The 17563-nt window shown below is 65.9% G+C and carries 16 protein-coding genes; 14 read left to right on the top strand and 2 right to left on the bottom strand.

The features are described from left to right. The first annotated feature begins 100 nt into the window (after positions 1 to 100). Complete coding sequence (locus AC3WR5_RS22450; protein ID WP_492487288.1) at positions 101 to 1366, top strand: choice-of-anchor tandem repeat GloVer-containing protein; 1266 nt, start codon at positions 101 to 103, stop codon at positions 1364 to 1366. A 34-nt stretch (positions 1367 to 1400) separates the two neighbouring features. On the opposite strand, the gene smpB is transcribed toward AC3WR5_RS22450, so the two are convergent. Next, positions 1401 to 1880 (bottom strand): SsrA-binding protein SmpB, encoded by a 480-nt coding sequence (gene smpB / locus AC3WR5_RS22445; protein ID WP_492487287.1) that lies wholly within the window; start codon positions 1878 to 1880, stop codon positions 1401 to 1403. Positions 1881 to 1945: 65 nt separating this feature from the next. Here smpB and AC3WR5_RS22440 point away from each other — a divergent pair, with 65 nt between their 5' ends. Further along, positions 1946 to 2398, top strand: a complete 453-nt coding sequence (locus AC3WR5_RS22440; RefSeq protein ID WP_492487286.1) for a type II toxin-antitoxin system RatA family toxin — start codon at positions 1946 to 1948, stop codon at positions 2396 to 2398. Continuing rightward, positions 2385 to 2714, top strand: a complete 330-nt coding sequence (locus tag AC3WR5_RS22435) for an RnfH family protein (protein ID WP_492487284.1) — start codon at positions 2385 to 2387, stop codon at positions 2712 to 2714. The genes AC3WR5_RS22440 and AC3WR5_RS22435 overlap by 14 nt, the downstream gene beginning before the upstream one ends. Before the next feature lie 34 nt (positions 2715 to 2748). Here the strand turns inward: AC3WR5_RS22435 and AC3WR5_RS22430 are convergent, their stop codons facing one another. Beyond that, on the bottom strand, positions 2749 to 3237 hold the full coding sequence (locus tag AC3WR5_RS22430) for a DUF4124 domain-containing protein (protein ID WP_492487282.1): 489 nt from the start codon (positions 3235 to 3237) through the stop codon (positions 2749 to 2751). Positions 3238 to 3528: 291 nt separating this feature from the next. Between AC3WR5_RS22430 and guaB the strand changes: the two genes are divergently transcribed. From guaB to AC3WR5_RS22375, 11 genes are all read left to right on the top strand, one after another. Beyond that, the gene (gene guaB / locus AC3WR5_RS22425) at positions 3529 to 5001 is read left to right on the top strand and encodes an IMP dehydrogenase (RefSeq protein ID WP_141285858.1); all 1473 of its coding nucleotides are present in this window, start codon (positions 3529 to 3531) and stop codon (positions 4999 to 5001) included. A gap of 110 nt (positions 5002 to 5111) precedes the next feature. Next, positions 5112 to 6365: an MFS transporter gene (locus tag AC3WR5_RS22420; protein WP_492487280.1), complete on the top strand. Its 1254-nt coding sequence runs from the start codon at positions 5112 to 5114 to the stop codon at positions 6363 to 6365. A gap of 43 nt (positions 6366 to 6408) precedes the next feature. After that, positions 6409 to 8013 carry a glutamine-hydrolyzing GMP synthase gene (gene guaA / locus AC3WR5_RS22415; protein ID WP_492487279.1) on the top strand — a complete coding sequence of 535 codons (1605 nt, stop codon included), beginning with the start codon at positions 6409 to 6411 and terminating at the stop codon, positions 8011 to 8013. Between the two features lie 4 nt (positions 8014 to 8017). Continuing rightward, positions 8018 to 8257 (top strand): hypothetical protein, encoded by a 240-nt coding sequence (locus AC3WR5_RS22410; protein ID WP_492487278.1) that lies wholly within the window; start codon positions 8018 to 8020, stop codon positions 8255 to 8257. Positions 8258 to 8301: 44 nt separating this feature from the next. Further along, positions 8302 to 8916, top strand: a complete 615-nt coding sequence (locus AC3WR5_RS22405) for a 2'-5' RNA ligase family protein (RefSeq protein WP_492487276.1) — start codon at positions 8302 to 8304, stop codon at positions 8914 to 8916. 36 nt (positions 8917 to 8952) lie between these two features. Continuing rightward, positions 8953 to 9660 (top strand): tRNA adenosine(34) deaminase TadA, encoded by a 708-nt coding sequence (gene tadA / locus AC3WR5_RS22400; protein ID WP_492487275.1) that lies wholly within the window; start codon positions 8953 to 8955, stop codon positions 9658 to 9660. Continuing rightward, positions 9657 to 10652 (top strand): LD-carboxypeptidase, encoded by a 996-nt coding sequence (locus AC3WR5_RS22395; RefSeq protein ID WP_492487274.1) that lies wholly within the window; start codon positions 9657 to 9659, stop codon positions 10650 to 10652. Before tadA ends, AC3WR5_RS22395 begins: the two co-directional genes overlap by 4 nt. A gap of 193 nt (positions 10653 to 10845) precedes the next feature. Further along, positions 10846 to 13137 (top strand): ABC transporter substrate-binding protein, encoded by a 2292-nt coding sequence (locus AC3WR5_RS22390; protein ID WP_492487273.1) that lies wholly within the window; start codon positions 10846 to 10848, stop codon positions 13135 to 13137. 7 nt (positions 13138 to 13144) lie between these two features. Continuing rightward, positions 13145 to 14128 (top strand): ABC transporter permease, encoded by a 984-nt coding sequence (locus AC3WR5_RS22385; RefSeq protein ID WP_492487271.1) that lies wholly within the window; start codon positions 13145 to 13147, stop codon positions 14126 to 14128. A 22-nt stretch (positions 14129 to 14150) separates the two neighbouring features. Beyond that, positions 14151 to 15605: an ABC transporter permease gene (locus tag AC3WR5_RS22380; RefSeq protein WP_492487270.1), complete on the top strand. Its 1455-nt coding sequence runs from the start codon at positions 14151 to 14153 to the stop codon at positions 15603 to 15605. An 11-nt stretch (positions 15606 to 15616) separates the two neighbouring features. Further along, positions 15617 to 17488: an ABC transporter ATP-binding protein gene (locus AC3WR5_RS22375; RefSeq protein ID WP_492487269.1), complete on the top strand. Its 1872-nt coding sequence runs from the start codon at positions 15617 to 15619 to the stop codon at positions 17486 to 17488. The last annotated feature ends 75 nt before the right edge of the window (positions 17489 to 17563 follow it).

The following is a 17563-nucleotide window of genomic DNA, read 5'->3' as shown; positions in this document are numbered from 1 at the left end:
GAGCGAGGGCAGCCCAAAAGGCACGCCTCATGAAGCGCCGAACCTCGGCGCGCAGTTCCAGACCTCAGCGATTTCCGGCACAGGAGGCCGAATCTTCACCATGGCATCTCGTTTCATCTCTTCACGCGCCCGCGGCTGGCAATTCTCCGCACTGGCCCTGTCCGCCTCCATGCTGCTGGGCCTGCCGATGCAGGCGGCGCAAGCAGCGGGCGGCGCAGCGAAGGTGGCCATCGCCACCACGCCGATCCCGGCGACCATGAGCCAGCTGTACGCCTTCAAGCTGGACGATGGCCAGGACGGCCGCACCGAACTGGTCCGCGGCAGCGACGGCGCCTGGTATGGCGTGACGATTGGCGGCACCGGCGACTACCTGCATGGCGCGATGTTCAGGCTCAATGACAAGGGCATCGTCAAGATGCTGGCCGGATTCCCGGGCAACGAGACCATGGGCGGCCAGCCCGGCTCCACGCCGGTGGAAGGCGCAGACGGCGCGCTGTATGGCACGACCCAGCTCGGTGGTGCGAACAACTACGGCACGGTCTACCGCTTCGACAAGAAGACCCACGAGGTCAAGACACTGCACGCGTTCTCGCCGCTGCAGCCGTTCGCGATCGTCAGCTACACCTTCCTCACGGCCGGGCCGGATGGCTGGCTGTATGGCACCTCCGCCAATGACGGCAGCAGTGACAACGGCATGATCTTCAAGCTGCGCACCGACGGCAGCGGCTATCAGGTGCTGCACAACTTCACCGGTGGCAGCGACGATGGCGCGCATCCCTTGGCGCCCATGATGCTGAGCAAGGACGGCTGGCTTTACGGTACGACGCGCAGCGGTGGCGACAGCAACGTCGGCGTGATCTTCCGCCTGAACCCGGCCGACGGCAGCTTCCAGACCGTGAACCACATGCACAGCGGCGGTGAACAGGACCCGGCGCTGTCATCCGCTGCGCTGATCGAGGATGCCGAGGGCAACCTCTACGGCGTGTCTGAATACGGCGGCGAATTTGGCGACGGCGCGGTCTTCAAGCGCGGCACGGACGGCACGATCACCACGCTGTCCTCGTTCATCCACCACGGCGTGCACCCGTATGGCCCGACCACCAGGCTGGCGCGCCGCGAAGACGGCGTGTTGTTCGGCACGACCCGCTGGGGCGGCCACAACAAGCGCGGCGTGCTGTATGCCATCAAGCCGAAGAACAACACTTTCCAGATCCTGCATAACTTCGGTGAAGGCGGCAAGCAGGACGGGCGCTTCCCGTGGGGCGGCACCACGCTCGCAGCCGATGGCAACCTCTACGGCATGACGGCCGGCGGCGGCAGCAAGTACAGCAACGGCACGTTGTACAAGGTGACGCTCACGCCCTGAGCAAAACCGAAAGGACTGGCCCGAGTCAGGAGGGTCAGTCCTTGCTGGGAGATGAGACCTTGTGGCGCATCAGTTGCCCCTTCTCTCGCTCCCAATCCCGCTTCTTCTCCGTCTCGCGCTTGTCGTGCTGGGCCTTGCCCTTGGCCAGCGCGATCTCGGCCTTCACGCGGCCGCCCTTGTAGTGCAGGTTCAGCGGCACCAGCGTGAAGCCGCGCTGCTCGACCTTGCCGACCAGGCGCTTGATCTGCTCCTTGTGCAGCAGCAGCTTCTTGGTCCGGTCAGCCTCGGGATTGACGTGGGTGGACGCGCTGCCCAGGGCATTGATGCGGCAGCCGATCATGAACAGCTCGCCGCCGCGGATCAGCACGTAGCCGTCCGTCAGCTGCACCTGCCCAGCGCGGATGGCCTTGACCTCCCAGCCTTCGAGCACCACGCCGGCTTCAAACTGTTCGTCGATGTGGTATTCGAAGCGCGCGCGGCGGTTTTCGGCAATGTAGGCAGAGGTGGTGGACATGAGGTGGAAGGTGAGGGCGGCGAAGCCAAAGGAAAGGCAGGGCCGCCTAGAATGGCCTGCATTGTATGAAGCACGTCAAGAAGTCCGTCCTGCTCTGGTACTCGCCAGCCGAGATGTTCCGGCTGGTGACCGATGTGGCTGCCTATCCGCAGTTCCTGCCGTGGTGCGATCGCGCTGAAATCCTCTCGCAGGACGAGCACAGCATGACCGCCAAGCTGCACCTGGCCTATGCCGGGCTGCGCCACGCCTTCACCACCCGCAACACCAACGTGCCGGACCGCGAGGTCCGCATGGAACTGGTGGACGGGCCGTTCTCGACGCTGGATGGCCTGTGGCAGTTCCTGCCGCTGGGCAAGCCGGGTGCAGCGGAGCAGGCCTGCAAGATCGAGTTCGACCTGCGTTATGCGTTTTCCAGCCGGCCGTTGGAACTGGTGCTGAGCCCCGTGTTCGACCGCGTGGCCAACACCTTCGTCGACGCCTTCGTGACCCGCGCCGAGCAGGTGTATGGCAAGCGCTGAGGCAGGCCCTGCGGCTCTGTTGCACGTCGAGGTGGTTTACGGCAACGGCCCGCGCAGCGTGGACCACGTTCAGCTGAGTTTGCCGCAGGGCTCTACGGTGGCCGACGCGCTGCATGCCAGCGGCATCGTGGCCCGCCATGGGCTGCACCTGGACGAGCAGTTCAGCGTGGGCATCTGGGCCAGGCAGCAGCCGCTGAGCACTGTGCTGCGCGAGGCGGACCGGGTGGAGGTCTACCGGCCCTTACAGGTCGACCCGAAAGAAGCGCGCCGCCAGCGCTATCGCCGGCAAACAGGCACCAAACCGCGCCGGGCTTGAGTGGCTGGCACGGAGCGACAAGCCCCGCAGTCGCTCAGTTGCAGTTGGAGTTGACCAAGTCGCGGGCGCGCTGAGTTTCCTGCTCGCGGCCCTGGTCATCCAGCACCTCGCGCTCGCCTTGTTCATTGGGCCGCGAAATGCGCACGCCGCTTTCCAGCGTCTTCAGCTGGTTGCGCGCGCGGCGGCAGTTTTCAGCCTTGACCGATGCGGTGCGCTCCTTGTCCGCCGATTCCTTGGCCTGCTTCTGGGCTGCCTGGTCGGCCAACAGCTTGCGCTTGCGGGCTTCCAGTTCGCGGTCGGTCGACGGGGCGGAGGCGCCGGGCGCGGGGATCAATGCGTCGGTGCCGGCGTCCAGCGGGGCACTGGCGCTGACGGTCACGCCGCGTGCAGCGCCTGGGCGCTGCAGGATGTCCTTGTCCGGCACGTCCACCGGCGGTGCGCGGTCGCTGACCTGGAGGTGGCCATCGCGGTCACGCCATTTCCAGATGGCCTGCGCAGAAACATTCGAGGCGGACAGCGCCATGAGCGCCAACAAGACCGCTGACAAAGGACCAGAAAAACCAGGGCGGGAAAGCTTCATGTCGATGCGCAAGCGGACGTCCAAACCAGGGCTTAGTGTAGTGGGCGTCTCGTGACGCGAGCGCCCTGTTACCGCGGTTTCTTGCCGCTTTGGCCGTGCACCGCAGCCGGGCGGTCGCCACCCGCGGCTGAAAGGCGGGCGGGGCCGCGGCGGCTTGTGCGGGCACGCGAAGCCGCACCGTGACGCGTGTCCGGTCTTTCCGTATAATCCGCTTTTGCGTCTGGAGCTTTCCTCATGCGCCTTCTAGGCAAAGCGCTGACCTTCGACGATGTGTTGTTGGTCCCGGCCTTCTCTCAGGTGCTGCCGCGAGACACTTCGCTGGCCACCCACTTTTCCCGCAACATCGTGCTGAACCTGCCGCTGGTTTCAGCGGCGATGGACACCGTGACCGAAGCCCGCCTGGCGATTGCCATCGCGCAAGAAGGTGGCATCGGTATCGTGCACAAGAACCTGCCGCCCAAGCAACAGGCCGCCGAGGTGGCGCGGGTCAAGCGCTATGAGTCGGGCCTGCTGAAGGACCCGATCACCATCGCCCCTGGCGCCCGTGTGCGCGACGTGATCGAGCTCTCCCGCGCCCACGGCATCTCGGGTTTCCCGGTCGTTGAAGACGGTCGCGTGGTGGGCATCATCACCGGCCGTGACCTGCGTTTCGAAACCCGGCTCGAAGCCCCGGTGCGCGAGATCATGACGCCGCGCGAGCGGCTGATCACGGTGCGCGAAGGTGCCACGCTGGCGGAAGCCAAGGCGCTGATGCACCAGCACAAGCTCGAACGCGTTTTGGTGCTGAACGACGCCTCCGAGTTGCGCGGCCTGTTCACGGTGAAAGACATCACCAAGCAGACCAGCTTCCCGAACGCTGCGCGCGATGCCCAAGGCAAGCTGCGCGTTGGCGCCGCGGTTGGCGTGGGTGACGGCACCGAAGAACGCGTTGAACTGCTGGTCAAGGCCGGCGTGGACGCGTTGGTGGTCGATACCGCGCACGGCCACTCGGCCGGCGTGATCGAGCGCGTGCGCTGGGTCAAGAAGAACTATCCGCACATCGACGTGATCGGCGGCAACATTGCCACCGGCTCCGCGGCCTTGGCACTGGCCGAAGCCGGCGCCGACGGCGTGAAGGTCGGCATCGGCCCGGGTTCGATCTGCACCACCCGCATCGTCGCCGGCGTCGGCGTGCCGCAGATCACCGCGATCGACAACGTGGCGACTGCGCTGCGTGGCACCGGCGTGCCGCTGATCGCGGATGGTGGCGTGCGCTACTCGGGCGACATCTCCAAGGCCATTGCGGCCGGCGCCAGCACGGTGATGATGGGCGGCATGTTCGCCGGCACCGAAGAAGCGCCGGGCGAGGTGATCCTGTACCAGGGCCGCAGCTACAAGAGCTATCGCGGCATGGGCTCGATCGGCGCGATGAAGGCTGGTTCGGCCGACCGCTACTTCCAGGAAGCCGACGAGACCAGCAACCCGAACGCCGACAAGCTGGTGCCCGAAGGCATCGAAGGCCGCGTGCCCTACAAGGGTTCGATGGTCTCGATCATCTTCCAGATGGCCGGCGGCCTGCGCGCCTCGATGGGCTACTGCGGTTGCGCGACCATTGACGACATGCGCGAGCGTGCCGAGTTCGTCGAGATCACCTCGGCCGGCATCCGCGAGAGCCATGTGCACGACGTGCAGATCACCAAGGAAGCGCCGAACTACCGCGCCGAGTAAATTCCCGGCGATGACCGCTGCTGCGCCCGGCTTCGGCCGGGCGTAGCGTTTTCTGAAACCGCTCCCGTTTCAAGATGCCCGCTAGCGAGCCTTCCGGCCACACCGCCCCCATGAACCCAGACGGCAAGCCACAGCGAGCGGCTGCCATGCCGTTCATCATGCTGACGGTGCTGATCGACATGATCTCGATCGGGCTGATCATTCCGGTGCTGCCCAAGCTCGTGGGCACCTTTGCGCGCACGCCGACCGAACAGGTGGGCGCCTACGCGACCGTGGCAATGGCCTTTGCCTTCGCCAACTTCATTGGCTCGCCCATCCTGGGGGCACTCTCGGACCGCTTCGGCCGCAGGCCTGTGCTGCTGATGGGCTTCAGCGGCCTGGCAGTCAGCTTCTTCGGCACGGCGCTGGCCACCGAGTACTGGATGCTGGTGGCGGTGCGCCTGTTCAGCGGTGCGATGCAGGCCAATGCGGCCGTCGCCAACGCCTACGTGGCCGATATCACGCCGCCCGAAGATCGAGCCAAGCGCTACGGCATGTTGGGCGCGATGTTCGGCCTGGGCTTCATCCTCGGGCCGGTGATTGGTGGGCTGCTGGGCGGCATCAACCTGCGGCTGCCCTTCTTTGTGGCCGGCACGCTGGCGCTCTGCAACTGGCTGTACGGCTTTTTCGTGCTGCCTGAATCGCTGCCGCCGGAACGGCGCCAGCCCTTCAGCTGGAAGAAGGTCAACCCTGTCGGTTCCTTGAGGCACCTGATGGAACTGAAGGGCATTGGCGCGCTGCTGATCGTCATTGCCTTTGCCTCGCTCGCCCAGTTCATCCTGCACACCACCTGGGCGCTCTACACCGAGCTGAAGTTCGGCTGGGACCCGGAGCAGATCGGCGCCTCGCTGTTTGCGGTGGGCGTGATGTCGGTGCTGGTGCAGGGCGTGCTGATCGGCCGCTTCACCAAGTGGATGCCGCTGGAGAAGCTGGCCATCGTCGGGCTGATCTCTTCATCGCTGTGCTATGCCGGCTGGGGCGCGGCCACCGAGGGCTGGATGATGTATGCGGTGATCGCCGCCAACGTCTTCGGCTTCGCGGCTGCCACCACGCTGCAAAGCCTGGTCTCGAACGCTGCCGACCCCAAGTCCCAGGGCCAGACCATGGGCGCGGTGTCCGGCCTGTCCAGCCTGATGATGGTGCTCGCGCCGGTCATCGGCCCCTTGCTGTTGAAGGAGGTCGCCCACCTGCCGCGCGGCGACTGGCGCATTGGCGCGCCTTACTACCTCTGCGCGCTGCTGCAGGCCCTGGCCACCGTGATGGCTGTGGTGCACTTTTCGCGCGTGCGCCGCGCTGCAAGCCGCGAAGCCCCTGCTTCGGCCTGAGAGCCCACACATTCCCCCGAATCTTTTCCGTCCTTTGAACGCCATGCACGACAAGATCCTGATCCTCGATTTCGGCTCCCAGGTCACCCAGCTGATCGCACGCCGTGTGCGCGAAGCCAACGTGTTCTGCGAGATCCACCCGAACGACGTGTCGGACGATTTCATCCGCGAGTTCGCACCCAAGGGCATCATCCTGTCGGGCAGCCACGCCAGCACCTACGAGGACCACGAACTGCGGGCGCCGCAGGCCGTGTGGGACCTGGGCGTGCCGGTGCTGGGCATCTGCTACGGCATGTTCGCGATGGCGGTGCAGCAGGGCGGTGAAGTGGAGCCGGCCGATCACCGCGAGTTCGGCTATGCCGAGGTTCGCGCGCATGGCCACACAGCGCTGCTGCAAGGCATCGAAGACTTCAGCACGGCTGAGGGCCACGGCATGCTGAAGGTCTGGATGAGTCATGGCGACAAGGTCACGGCGCTGCCGCCTGGCTTCAAGCTGATGGCCAGCACGCCCAGCTGCCCGATCGCCGGCATGGCCGACGAAAGCCGCGGCTATTACGGCGTGCAGTTCCACCCGGAAGTGACGCACACCGTGAAGGGCCGCGAATTGCTGAACCGATTCGTGCTGGAAATCGCCAAGGCCAAGGCCGACTGGGTGATGGACAGCTACGTCGACGAAGCCGTGGCGCGCATTCGCGAGCAGGTCGGAGACGAAGAAGTCATCCTCGGCTTGTCCGGCGGCGTGGATTCCTCCGTGGCTGCTGCGCTCATCCACCGCGCCATCGGCGACCAGCTGACCTGCGTGTTTGTCGACCACGGCCTGCTGCGCCTGAACGAAGGCCGCATGGTGATGGAGATGTTCGCCGGCCGGCTGCATGCGAAGGTGGTGCACGTGGACGCCAGCGCGCAGTTCCTTGGCCACCTGGCCGGCGTGACCGACCCTGAGCAGAAACGCAAGATCATCGGCCGCGAGTTTGTCGAGGTTTTCAAGGCCGAAGCCGCCAAGCTGAAGGCCGCCGATGCCTCGGCCAAAGGTGCCAAGTGGCTGGCCCAGGGCACGATCTACCCGGACGTGGTCGAGAGCGGCGGCACCAAGACCAAGAAGGCCGTCACGATCAAGAGCCACCACAACGTAGGCGGCTTGCCGGAACAGCTGGGCCTGAAGCTGCTGGAGCCGCTGCGCGAGCTGTTCAAGGACGAAGTGCGCGAGCTGGGCGTGGCCCTTGGCCTGCCGCACGACATGGTCTACCGCCACCCGTTCCCCGGCCCAGGCCTGGGCGTGCGGGTGCTGGGCGAAGTGAAGCCCGAGTACGTCACGCTGCTGCAACGCGCCGATGCGATCTTCATCGAGGAACTGCGCGCCGCGGTGGACCCGGCAAGCGGCAAGAACTGGTATGAGCTGACCAGCCAGGCCTTCACCGTGTTCCTGCCCGTCAAGAGCGTGGGCGTGATGGGCGACGGCCGCACCTATGACTACGTGGTCGCGTTGCGTGCCGTGCAGACCAGCGACTTCATGACGGCCGACTGGGCCGAGCTGCCGTACAGCCTGCTGAAGAAGGTCTCAGGCCGCATCATCAACGAAGTGCGCGGCATCAACCGTGTCACCTACGACGTGTCGAGCAAGCCGCCGGCAACCATCGAGTGGGAGTGAACTGATGCGGGGTGCGGGACTGATCGTGGTGTTGATCGCGCTGCTGGGTGCCGGCTGGCTGGTGCGTGAGCGGCTGAAGACGCCTGTCGCCGTGCCGGTGACGGTGCCCGTCACCGACGGCCAGGCCGTGCGGCAGGTGCCACCTGGCCAGGTGGCCAATGAGGTCGGCAAGCAAATTGACGCCGCGACGCTTCTGCATCAGCAGGCCCTGGAACGGGCCGACGCCGAAGGCGAGAAGCCCTGATGGCTTGATGGCGCGCGCGCACCAGCCACGCATGCATGGGAGGCATGGAAATGGGCAACGACGGTTTCGAGCAGATGTCCTTGCTGGGTGATGCGCCAGTGGCCAAGCCCGCGCTGAACCGGCTGTTTTTCGCGCTGATGCCGGACGAGCAGGACGCCGCGCGCCTGTTCCAGTTCGGCGCTGAGCTGCGCATGGCGCACGGCGTACGCGGCCGGCCCATCGGCGAGAACCGGCTGCACATCACGCTGCATCACCTGGGTGACTTTCCCGAAGTACCGGAACTGATGGTGAACCGGGCCAGGCAGGCTGGCGAAACGCTGGTGCACCCGTCTTTTGCACTGAGCTTCGACAGCGTGATGAGCTTCGGCAAGTACAGCAGCAACCCGCCGTTTGTGCTGGTGGGCAGCGAAGAGAACCTGTCTGGCGTGATTTCGCTGCAACGTGAGGTCGGCGTGCGCATGGCACATGCCGGGCTGGCGCGCGAGGTTGAAAAGCGCTTCACGCCGCACATGACGTTGGCCTATGACCTGAAGACCGTGCCGCAGCAGCCCTTCGAGCCTGTGAGCTGGCAGGCGAAGGAACTGGTGCTAGTGCACAGCCTCATCGGCCAGAGCGTGTACTTCGTGCTGGGGCGCTGGCCCCTCAAACCCGTTGCTTGAGTTTGTAAAGCCGGCCACGCAGCCCCCAAAGATCCCATGAGCGAGTTTTCCGCATCCCCCGGCACGGCGATCACCCCGGCCGACGAAAATGCGATGCGACTGGCGCTGGACCAGGCGCATAACGCCTGGCTGGTCGGCGAGGTGCCAGTGGGCGCCGTCATCCTGCGCGATGGACAGGTGATTGCCACCGGCTACAACCGGCCGATCACCACCCACGACCCGACGGCGCATGCCGAGCTGGTGGCGCTGCGCCACGCCGCACAGCTGCTGGAGAACTACCGGCTGCCCGAGTGCGAGATCTACGTGACCCTGGAGCCCTGCGCAATGTGCGCGATGGCGCTGATGCACGCCCGCTTCAAGCGCGTGGTGTTTGGTGCCCGGGATCCCAAGACCGGTGCCGCCGGCTCGGTGGTCGACCTGTTTGCTCAGCCGCAGCTGAACCACCACACGGCGCTGCAGGGCGGTGTGTTGGGCGAGGCCTGTGGCCAGGTGTTGCGCGAGTTTTTTGCCGAACGCCGCGCCCAACAGAAGGCCTTGCGCGCAGCCGACCAAGCCGACGCCGAAAGCACGCAGTCACCGGCCGCCGCAGCGCGCGCTGCTTTGTTCAGCCCGCCTCGGTCCGCACCAGAAACAGCGCCTGAGCCTGTCATTCCGACGGGCGAGGCCACCGAATGGGTGCTCACGCCGCCGCCCGGCGCCGACGACATGCCCGAATTCACCGAACCCGACAGGAACCGCCCATGAGCGCCGCCAAGAAGAAGACCCCGCATGCCGACCAGGCGGCGCACGACCACGGGCACGACCACGACGAACATGGACACGACCATCACCACGTGCACACCTCACCTTCCACGCTGACGATCTATTCGCCCGCCGGCGTGGTGCTGAAGAGCGCCGCGGTGAAGCTGGCCGCCAGGCGGCTGAAGGGCATGGGCTACCAGGTGACGGTGGACGCCAGCGCGCTGGCCAAGCACCAGCGCTTTGCCGGCGACGACGACTTCCGCCTAGCAACGCTGCACCGCATTGCCGAAGAAGCGCCGTCGGTCGCCATGGCCACGCGCGGCGGTTATGGCATGACGCGGCTGCTGGACCGGCTGGACTGGGCGCTGCTGGCCAAGGCAGCCGAGCAGGGCACGCGCTGGGTCGGCTACAGCGACCTGACCGCGCTGCAGATGGGCTTGCTGGCTCACACCGGCGCCGCCAGCTGGTGCGGCCCGATGGCGACCGATGACTTTGGCCGCGACGAACTGGACGAGGTCACGCCGGATTGTTTCAACGAAGCCATGAGTGGAGAGCTGGAGGCCATCGGCTTTCGCACCGAGGCCGGCTTCGATGGCTTGGCCGAGAAGGGTGTGCTGTGGGGTGGCAACCTGACGGTGCTGTGCTCGCTGCTGGGCACCCGGCACTGGCCCAAGGTCAAGGGCGGCATCCTGTTCCTGGAAGACGTGGCCGAACATCCGTACCGGGTCGAGCGCATGCTGCTGCAGCTGCACCAGGCGGGCGTGCTGGCCGCGCAGAAGGCGGTGGTACTGGGGGCATTCAGCGACTGGCGCAAGTCGCCGATGGACCGCGGCTACAACCTGAAGACCGTCGTCGCCTACCTGCGCGAGGTCACGAAGACGCCGGTCCTGACCGGGCTGCCATTCGGGCATGTGCCGACCAAGGTGACGATGCCGATGGGCCGCAAAGTCCAGCTGCTGGTGCAGGCACGGGACGTGCTCATCGGTTGGCACTGACGCTGCGTTGCGTCAGCCGGTCCGCCGCGTTGCCCCTCGGTAAACCCTGAGCGGCAGGCACCGCGACGGTGCCTAGAATTTTCGCTTCGCCTCGCGTTTGGGTGCACCAAAAGTGCGCCTGACGGGAGGCTTGTGTTTTGTGCGTGCGTGCGTGGTCATCGATGCTGCCGTGCGTGCTTGAAGGAGTGACCGCATGCGCGGTGTGTTGGGCGCCGCAGTTTGGCGCTGGGTGGTGCTGGGCGTGCAGGCGACGATGGCCGCCGCCGCTTTGGCCAGTTTGACCGCCTGTGGCAACAGCCCCTTTCCGCTGGGCGCGGAAAAAGAGAACACGCTGTTTTATGCCTTTGAGGAGCGCTCCCCGCGCTACCTGGACCCGGTCGCCTCGTACTCCAATCCGGAGTCGGCCTTCACGATGGCCATCTACGAGCCGCTTTACGGGTACCACTATCTGAAGCGGCCGTATGAGCTGGAGGGCAAGGCCGCCGCCAAGGTCGTCAAGCCGCGCTACCTGGACGCCGCCGGCCACGAGTTGCCGGCCGACGCTGCCGCCGAGCAGATCGCTGAGAGCGTCTACGACATTCCCATCCGCCACGGCATGCGCTACGCGCCGCATCCGGCCTTCGCCAAGGATGCGCAAGGGCAGTACCTGTACCACCACATGACGCGTGCCCAGGTCGGCGAGAAGCATTCGCCCTGGGAATTCGAGCACCTGGACACCCGCGAGGTGGAAGCCGAGGACTTCGTCTACACCTTGAAGCGCCATGCAACGACACGCATCGAAGCGCCGGTTTTCGCGGTCTTCGCCGAGTATGTGCTGGGCCTGAAGGACTATGCCGAGCTGATCAAGAAGGAGGACGCCAAGCTGCTGGCCGGACTGCCGGAAGACCTGCAGGACAAGCCCTTCCTGGACTTCCGCAAATGGCCACTGGCGGGGGCTCAGGCGCTGGACAAGTACACACTGCGGATTCGCCTGAAGGGCAAGTACCCGCAGTGGAACTACTGGATGGCGCTGCCCTTCGTCGCGCCGCTGCCGTGGGAGGCAGACGCCTTCTACTCTCAGCCCGGCATGACCGAAAACGGCCTGTCGCTGAACCAGTGGCCGGTGGGCTCGGGCCCGTTCATGATGACCACGTTCGAGCGTGATCGCCTGCACGTGATGAAGCGCAACCCGAACTACCGGGCCGACGACTTCTACCCCTGCGAAGGCCAACCCGAAGACAAGGCCGCTGGCCTGCTGGACGACTGCGGCAAGCGCCTGCCGTTCATCGACACGCTTTACGTGCAGATGGAAAAGGAAAAGGAAGGGCGCAAGGGCAAGTTCCGCCAGGGCTACCTGGACATGCCCGAGATCGAGCGGCCCGAATGGGGCGTGGACTTCCGCAACGACATGGAAGAGTCCGACGCGGTGAAGCAGGAGTACGAGGCCCGCGGCTTCCAGTTCCCGCTCAGCACCGACATCACCAACTGGTATGTGGGCTTCAATATGCTGGACCCGGTGGTCGGCACCGGCGGCACGCCGGAAGAAGTCATCAAGCACCGCAAGCTGCGCCAGGCGGTCTCCATTGCCATCGACTGGGAAGAGGGCTATGGCCGCATCTTCAAGCACAAGGGCGGCGTGGCGGCGATGGGCCCGATCCCGCCAGGCGTGTTCGGCTCGCACGAGGGCCAACCCGGCTTCTACAACCCTGTGACGCACAAGCTGGTCGACGGCAAGCCGGTACGGCGCTCAATCGAAGATGCGAAGCAGTTGCTGGCCGAAGCCGGCTACCCCGGCGGTCGCGACGCCATCACCGGCAAGCCGCTGGTGCTGAACTACGACTTCCAGCGCGTGGTCACGCCCGAGTTCAAGGCCGAGAACGACTGGATGGTGCGGCAGTTCGCCAAGCTGGGCATTCAGCTGGAGATTCGCGCGACCGACTTCAACCAGTTTCAGGACAAGACCCTCAAGGGCAAGCACCAGCTGTTCTGGGCCGGCTGGCTGGCCGACTACCCGGACGCCGAGAACTTCCTGTTCCTGCTCTACGGGCCCAACGCCAAGTCCAAGACCCAGGGCGAAAACACCGCGAACTACGAGAACCCGGCCTTCGACAAGCTGTTCCGCGAGCTGCAGTCACTGGATGACGGGCCGCGCAAGCAGCAGGTGGTTGACGAGATCTACAAGATCACGCAAGAGGATGCCCCCTGGGCTTTCGGCTACATCCCATGGGGTGGGTTGGCCTTCCAGCCCTGGGTGCACAACGGCAAGCCCAGCATCCTGGTGCGCGACATGGTGCGGTACTACCGAGTGGACCCTGCCATGCGCGCAAAGCTGCAGGCCGAATGGAACCACCCGATCTACTGGCCACTGGCTTTGCTGGCGCTGCTGGCGGTCGCGCTGGCCTGGGTGGCGCGGCGCAGCTTCAAGGCGCGCGAACTGGCCACGGCACGTGGCACGGCAGGCGAGGGCAGTGCGCTCACGCCGGCAACTTCCTCCAACCCGGGCTGAGCGCAGCATGTGGAACTACCTGGTGCGCCGGCTCAGCTATGGCGTGTTGATCCTGGTCGGTGTGAATCTGCTGACCTTCTTCCTGTTCTTCACCGTCAACACGCCGGACGACATGGCGCGCTTGAACATTGGCGGCAAGCGCGTCACGCAGGTGCAGATCGACAAGTGGAAGGGCGAGCGTGGCTACGACAAGCCGCTGTACTGGAACGCCGCCGGACAGGGCACCGAGCAGCTCACGCACACGGTGCTGTGGGAGCGCTCGATCTCGCTGATGCTGCTGGACTTCGGCCGCTCCGATTCAGCGCGCAGCATGGACATTGGCTACGAGGTCAAGACCCGCATGGGCGTGAGCCTGACGCTGGCGGTGCCGATCTTCCTGCTGCAGGTCATCGCCAGCACCGGCTTCGCGCTGCTGCTGGTGTTCTTCCGGCATTCGCGCATCGACTTCTGGGGCACGGTGGTCTGCGTGCTGATGCTGTCCATCTCCAGCCTGTTCTACATCATCGTCGGCCAGTTCCTGTTCTCGCGCGTGCTGCGGCTGGTGCCGCTGTCGGGCTACGCGGGCGGGCTGGACATGGTCAAGTTCCTGGTGCTGCCGGTGCTGCTGTCGCTGCTGTCGCGCCTGGGCACCGAGGCCCGGCTGTACCGCGTGATGTTCCTGGAGGAAATGGGCCGCGACTACGTGCGCACCGCGCGCGCCAAGGGCCTGTCGGAAGCGGTGGTGCTGTGGCGCCATGTGCTGCGCAATGCGCTGATTCCCATCATCACCAGCGCCGGCTCATACCTGCCGTATGTGTTCCTCGGCAGCCTGGTGTTCGAGAGCTTCTTCGGCATCCCCGGACTCGGCGCTTTCGTGATCGACGGCATCGCCGGACAGGACTTCGCCATTGTGCGGGTGATGGTCTTCCTGGGTGCGCTGCTGTATGTGCTGTCGAACGCGCTGATTGACGTGATCTACACCTGGGTCGATCCCCGGGTGCGGCTGGCTTGAGGGCCCTCAGGAAGTGAGCAACATGGGTTTCAAGCTGGTCATCCTCTGGACTGACATCGCGCTGTGGCTGATGGCGCTGTCGGTCGCTGTCTACGCCGTGCGCCTGCGCGGTCTGCCGCAGAGCCGCAGCAAATGGCAGCGTGTTTTGCACGATCCGGCCGCGCTGTCGGCCGGCTTCGTGCTGCTGCTGTTTGTCCTCGTCACCTTGCTGGACAGCGCGCATTTCCGACGGACATTGCCAACCAATCCGGCCACAGTGAGCACGGGCCAGGCGGTCTACTACGACGCCACCACCAGCTCGTTGCTGGACGAGGCCTTGCGCCACCTGCGCGCCACCCGCGAAGCCACCTACAGCGCGCCGCTGGCCACGCACGCGCACACGCGTGATGCGGTGACCGTCAACGGCGAGATCCAGCGCATCTATCCGCGGCTGCAGTTCGGCGGTGCGCACCTGGCTGATCCGGTGCGCGACTGGGCAGGGGACGTGACGCGTCGGGTGCTGGCCGGGCTTGGCATCGGTCTGCTGGCATTCGTGGGCCTGGCCGTGGCGCTGGCTACCACCTTGCGCCGCGCGCACGGTGGCCTCGGTCCGGCCTGGCAGGCCCTGTGGCGCGGTCACACGGCGCTGCCGCTGCGGCCGCTGCTGGCCACCTTGATGGCGCTCTGCGCCGTGATCGGGCCCGTCATCGCACTGGCCGGTGGTTACCACGTGATGGGCACCGACCGCACCGGCAACGACGTGCTGCTGCTGGCGCTCAAAAGCGTGCGCACGGCCTTCGTGATCGGCGCCTTGTCGACCCTGGCCACGCTGCCGCTGGCCATCGTGCTGGGCGTGCTGGCAGGTTACTTCAAGGGTTGGGTGGACGAGGTGATCCAGTACCTCTACACGACGCTCAGCTCGGTGCCCAGCGTGTTGCTGATTGCCGCCTGCGTGCTGATGGTGCAGGTCTTCCTGGACAAGAACCCCGACCTGTTCGAGACCGGCCTGGAACGAGCCGACCTGAAGACCTTCCTGCTCTGCGTGATCCTCGGCCTCACAGGCTGGGCCACGCTGTGCCGCCTGGTGCGCGCCGAGACGCTGAAACTGCGCGAACTGGACTTCGTTCAGGCGGCAACCGCCTTTGGCGTGAGCCACTGGCGCATCATGGCGCGCCACATCGTGCCCAACGTGATGCACCTGGTGTTGATCACCACCGTGCTGAGCTTCTCGGACCTGATCCTCTACGAGGCAGTGCTGACCTACGTCGGCGTGGGCGTGGACCCGTCGACCAGCAGCTTCGGCGGCATGATCAACCTGGCCCGCAACGAGATGAGCCGCGACCCTGTCGTCTGGTGGTCTTTCAGCGCAGCCTTCTTCTTCATGGTGACGCTGGTGCTGGCGGCCAACCTGTTTGCCGACGGCGTGCGCGATGCGTTCGACCCGCGGGCCCGTGCGTTCCGCGTGCGGCTTGTCCCCAAGAAGCCCACCGTTGCCTGAGGCGCGCATCGATGTTGAAGATTGACGAACTGAACGTTCAGCTGGATGCGGAAGCCGGCCTGGTGCAGGCCATCGACCAACTCACGCTGTGCATAGAGCGCGGCGAAACGCTGGCGCTGGTCGGCGAGTCCGGCTGCGGCAAGAGCATGACCGCGCTGGCACTGATGCGGCTGCTGCCGGACAACGGCCGCGTGGTGGCCGGCAGCGTGGCGCTGGACGGGGCCGACACGCTGGCCCTGCCGGAACTGCAGATGCGCGCGGTGCGTGGCGGCCGCATCGGCATGATCTTCCAGGAGCCGTCCACCAGCCTGAACCCCGTCATGCGCGTGGGCGACCAGATCGTCGAGTCCATCGAGGCGCACACCTCGCTGCGCGGTGCCGCGGCACGCGCACGGGCACTGGACTGGCTGCGCCGTGTCGGCATCCCCGAGCCCGAACGCCGCATGGACGACTACCCGTTCCGCATGAGCGGCGGGCAGAAGCAGCGCGTGATGATTGCGATGACGCTGGCCGCCGAGCCCGATTTCCTGGTCGCCGACGAACCCACCACCGCACTCGACGTGACAATCCAGGCGCAGGTGCTGGACCTGCTGCGCCAACTTCAGGCCGAGACCGGCCTGGGCATGCTGCTGATCACGCACGACCTCGCGGTGGTTGCCGGCATGGCTCACCGTGTTGCGCTGATGTACGCCGGCCAGATCATTGAAACCGCCGACGCGCAAAGCTTCTTCTCCGCGCCCAAGCACCCGTATGCCCAAGCCCTGTTGCGGGCACTACCCGATGCGCATCGCCGGGGTCAGGCCTTGGCCGCAATCCCCGGAACGGTGCCCGCACTGACACAAAGCTTTCACGGTTGCCGCTTCGAGCCACGCTGCGCCCTCGCAGAAGCCGCCTGCGCCCAGACGCGGCCCGAACTGTGGGCCCAGCCAGGCACCCGTTCGGTGCGTTGCATCCTGTACGCGCCGGGGCGTGAACAAGCCGTCCATGAGCTTAAACCTGCAGCGGCGGCTGTCGAAGTGGCCCCCTCGGCGTCGACGAAAGCCCCTGGAGCTACCAACGTGGTGCTTGACGTGCAGTCACTGCATGTGCGCTACCCCATTCGCGGCGGGCTGCTGCAACGCGTGCGCGGGCACTTCGATGCGGTCGCCGGCGTCTCGTTCCAGGTCAGGGCAGGGCAGACGCTGGCCTTGGTGGGCGAAAGCGGCTGCGGCAAGACGACCACCGGCAAGGCCGTCGTGCAACTGCTGCGGCGCGTGGCCACGACCCAGGGCCGCGCGCTGCTGGACGGCCAGGACCTGTTCTCCATGAACCCGCAGGCGCTGCAGCGCGCGCGCCGCGAAGTCCAGATCATCTTCCAGGACCCATTTGCCTCGCTGAACCCGCGCATGCGGGTGTTCGACATCCTCGAAGAAGGCCTGCTGGCCCTGCGGCCCGATCTGGACGCCGCTCAGCGGCGCGCCCGTCTGCTAAATCTCACCGACCAGGTCGGCCTGCGCGCCGAAGCGCTGGCGCGCCATCCGCACGAATTCTCGGGCGGCCAACGCCAGCGCATAGCCATCGCCCGAGCACTCGCGGTGCAGCCGCGCCTCATCGTTTGCGACGAGCCCACCTCTGCGCTGGACGTCTCGGTGCAGGCCCAGATCCTGAACCTGCTGCGCGACCTGCAGCGAGACACCGGCGTCGCATTCCTCTTCATCACGCACAACATCGGCGTGGTCGAGTACATCGCCGACGAGGTCGCCGTGATGCAGGCCGGGCGGATCGTTGAGCAGGGCTCATGCGAGGCCGTTCTGCAGCACCCCGCACATGTCTATACAAGGCGTCTGATCGACGCCGTACCCCGCCTGAACGCCGCTGCTAAGGCGGCAGTTGCAGCGAAATAGCAACAAAAATCCACCGAAAATTGCAAAGAGGGTTTGTGGGGGTGGGGACCAAAAAGACCTTCAGTGACAATCAAT

This window comes from Ideonella sp. FW305-24 (assembly GCF_058788035.1).
The sequence above is the reverse complement of the archived record's forward strand: the minus strand, read 5'-3'. Positions and strand labels throughout refer to the sequence as shown.

What these genes read in the sequence shown, in the direction of transcription:
- AC3WR5_RS22450 (WP_492487288.1), top strand. Translation starts at nt 101, where the DNA reads ATGGCATCTCGTTTCATCTCTTCACGCGCCCGCGGCTGGCAATTCTCC.
- tadA (WP_492487275.1), top strand. Translation starts at nt 8,953, where the DNA reads ATGAGCGAGTTTTCCGCATCCCCCGGCACGGCGATCACCCCGGCCGAC.
- AC3WR5_RS22385 (WP_492487271.1), top strand. Translation starts at nt 13,145, where the DNA reads ATGTGGAACTACCTGGTGCGCCGGCTCAGCTATGGCGTGTTGATCCTG.
- AC3WR5_RS22435 (WP_492487284.1), top strand. Translation starts at nt 2,385, where the DNA reads ATGGCAAGCGCTGAGGCAGGCCCTGCGGCTCTGTTGCACGTCGAGGTG.
- AC3WR5_RS22380 (WP_492487270.1), top strand. Translation starts at nt 14,151, where the DNA reads ATGGGTTTCAAGCTGGTCATCCTCTGGACTGACATCGCGCTGTGGCTG.
- AC3WR5_RS22390 (WP_492487273.1), top strand. Translation starts at nt 10,846, where the DNA reads ATGCGCGGTGTGTTGGGCGCCGCAGTTTGGCGCTGGGTGGTGCTGGGC.
- AC3WR5_RS22440 (WP_492487286.1), top strand. Translation starts at nt 1,946, where the DNA reads ATGAAGCACGTCAAGAAGTCCGTCCTGCTCTGGTACTCGCCAGCCGAG.
- AC3WR5_RS22375 (WP_492487269.1), top strand. Translation starts at nt 15,617, where the DNA reads ATGTTGAAGATTGACGAACTGAACGTTCAGCTGGATGCGGAAGCCGGC.
- AC3WR5_RS22430 (WP_492487282.1), bottom strand. Translation starts at nt 3,237, where the DNA reads ATGGCGCTGTCCGCCTCGAATGTTTCTGCGCAGGCCATCTGGAAATGG.
- guaA (WP_492487279.1), top strand. Translation starts at nt 6,409, where the DNA reads ATGCACGACAAGATCCTGATCCTCGATTTCGGCTCCCAGGTCACCCAG.
- smpB (WP_492487287.1), bottom strand. Translation starts at nt 1,880, where the DNA reads ATGTCCACCACCTCTGCCTACATTGCCGAAAACCGCCGCGCGCGCTTC.
- AC3WR5_RS22410 (WP_492487278.1), top strand. Translation starts at nt 8,018, where the DNA reads ATGCGGGGTGCGGGACTGATCGTGGTGTTGATCGCGCTGCTGGGTGCC.
- AC3WR5_RS22420 (WP_492487280.1), top strand. Translation starts at nt 5,112, where the DNA reads ATGAACCCAGACGGCAAGCCACAGCGAGCGGCTGCCATGCCGTTCATC.
- AC3WR5_RS22395 (WP_492487274.1), top strand. Translation starts at nt 9,657, where the DNA reads ATGAGCGCCGCCAAGAAGAAGACCCCGCATGCCGACCAGGCGGCGCAC.
- AC3WR5_RS22405 (WP_492487276.1), top strand. Translation starts at nt 8,302, where the DNA reads ATGGAAATGGGCAACGACGGTTTCGAGCAGATGTCCTTGCTGGGTGAT.
- guaB (WP_141285858.1), top strand. Translation starts at nt 3,529, where the DNA reads ATGCGCCTTCTAGGCAAAGCGCTGACCTTCGACGATGTGTTGTTGGTC.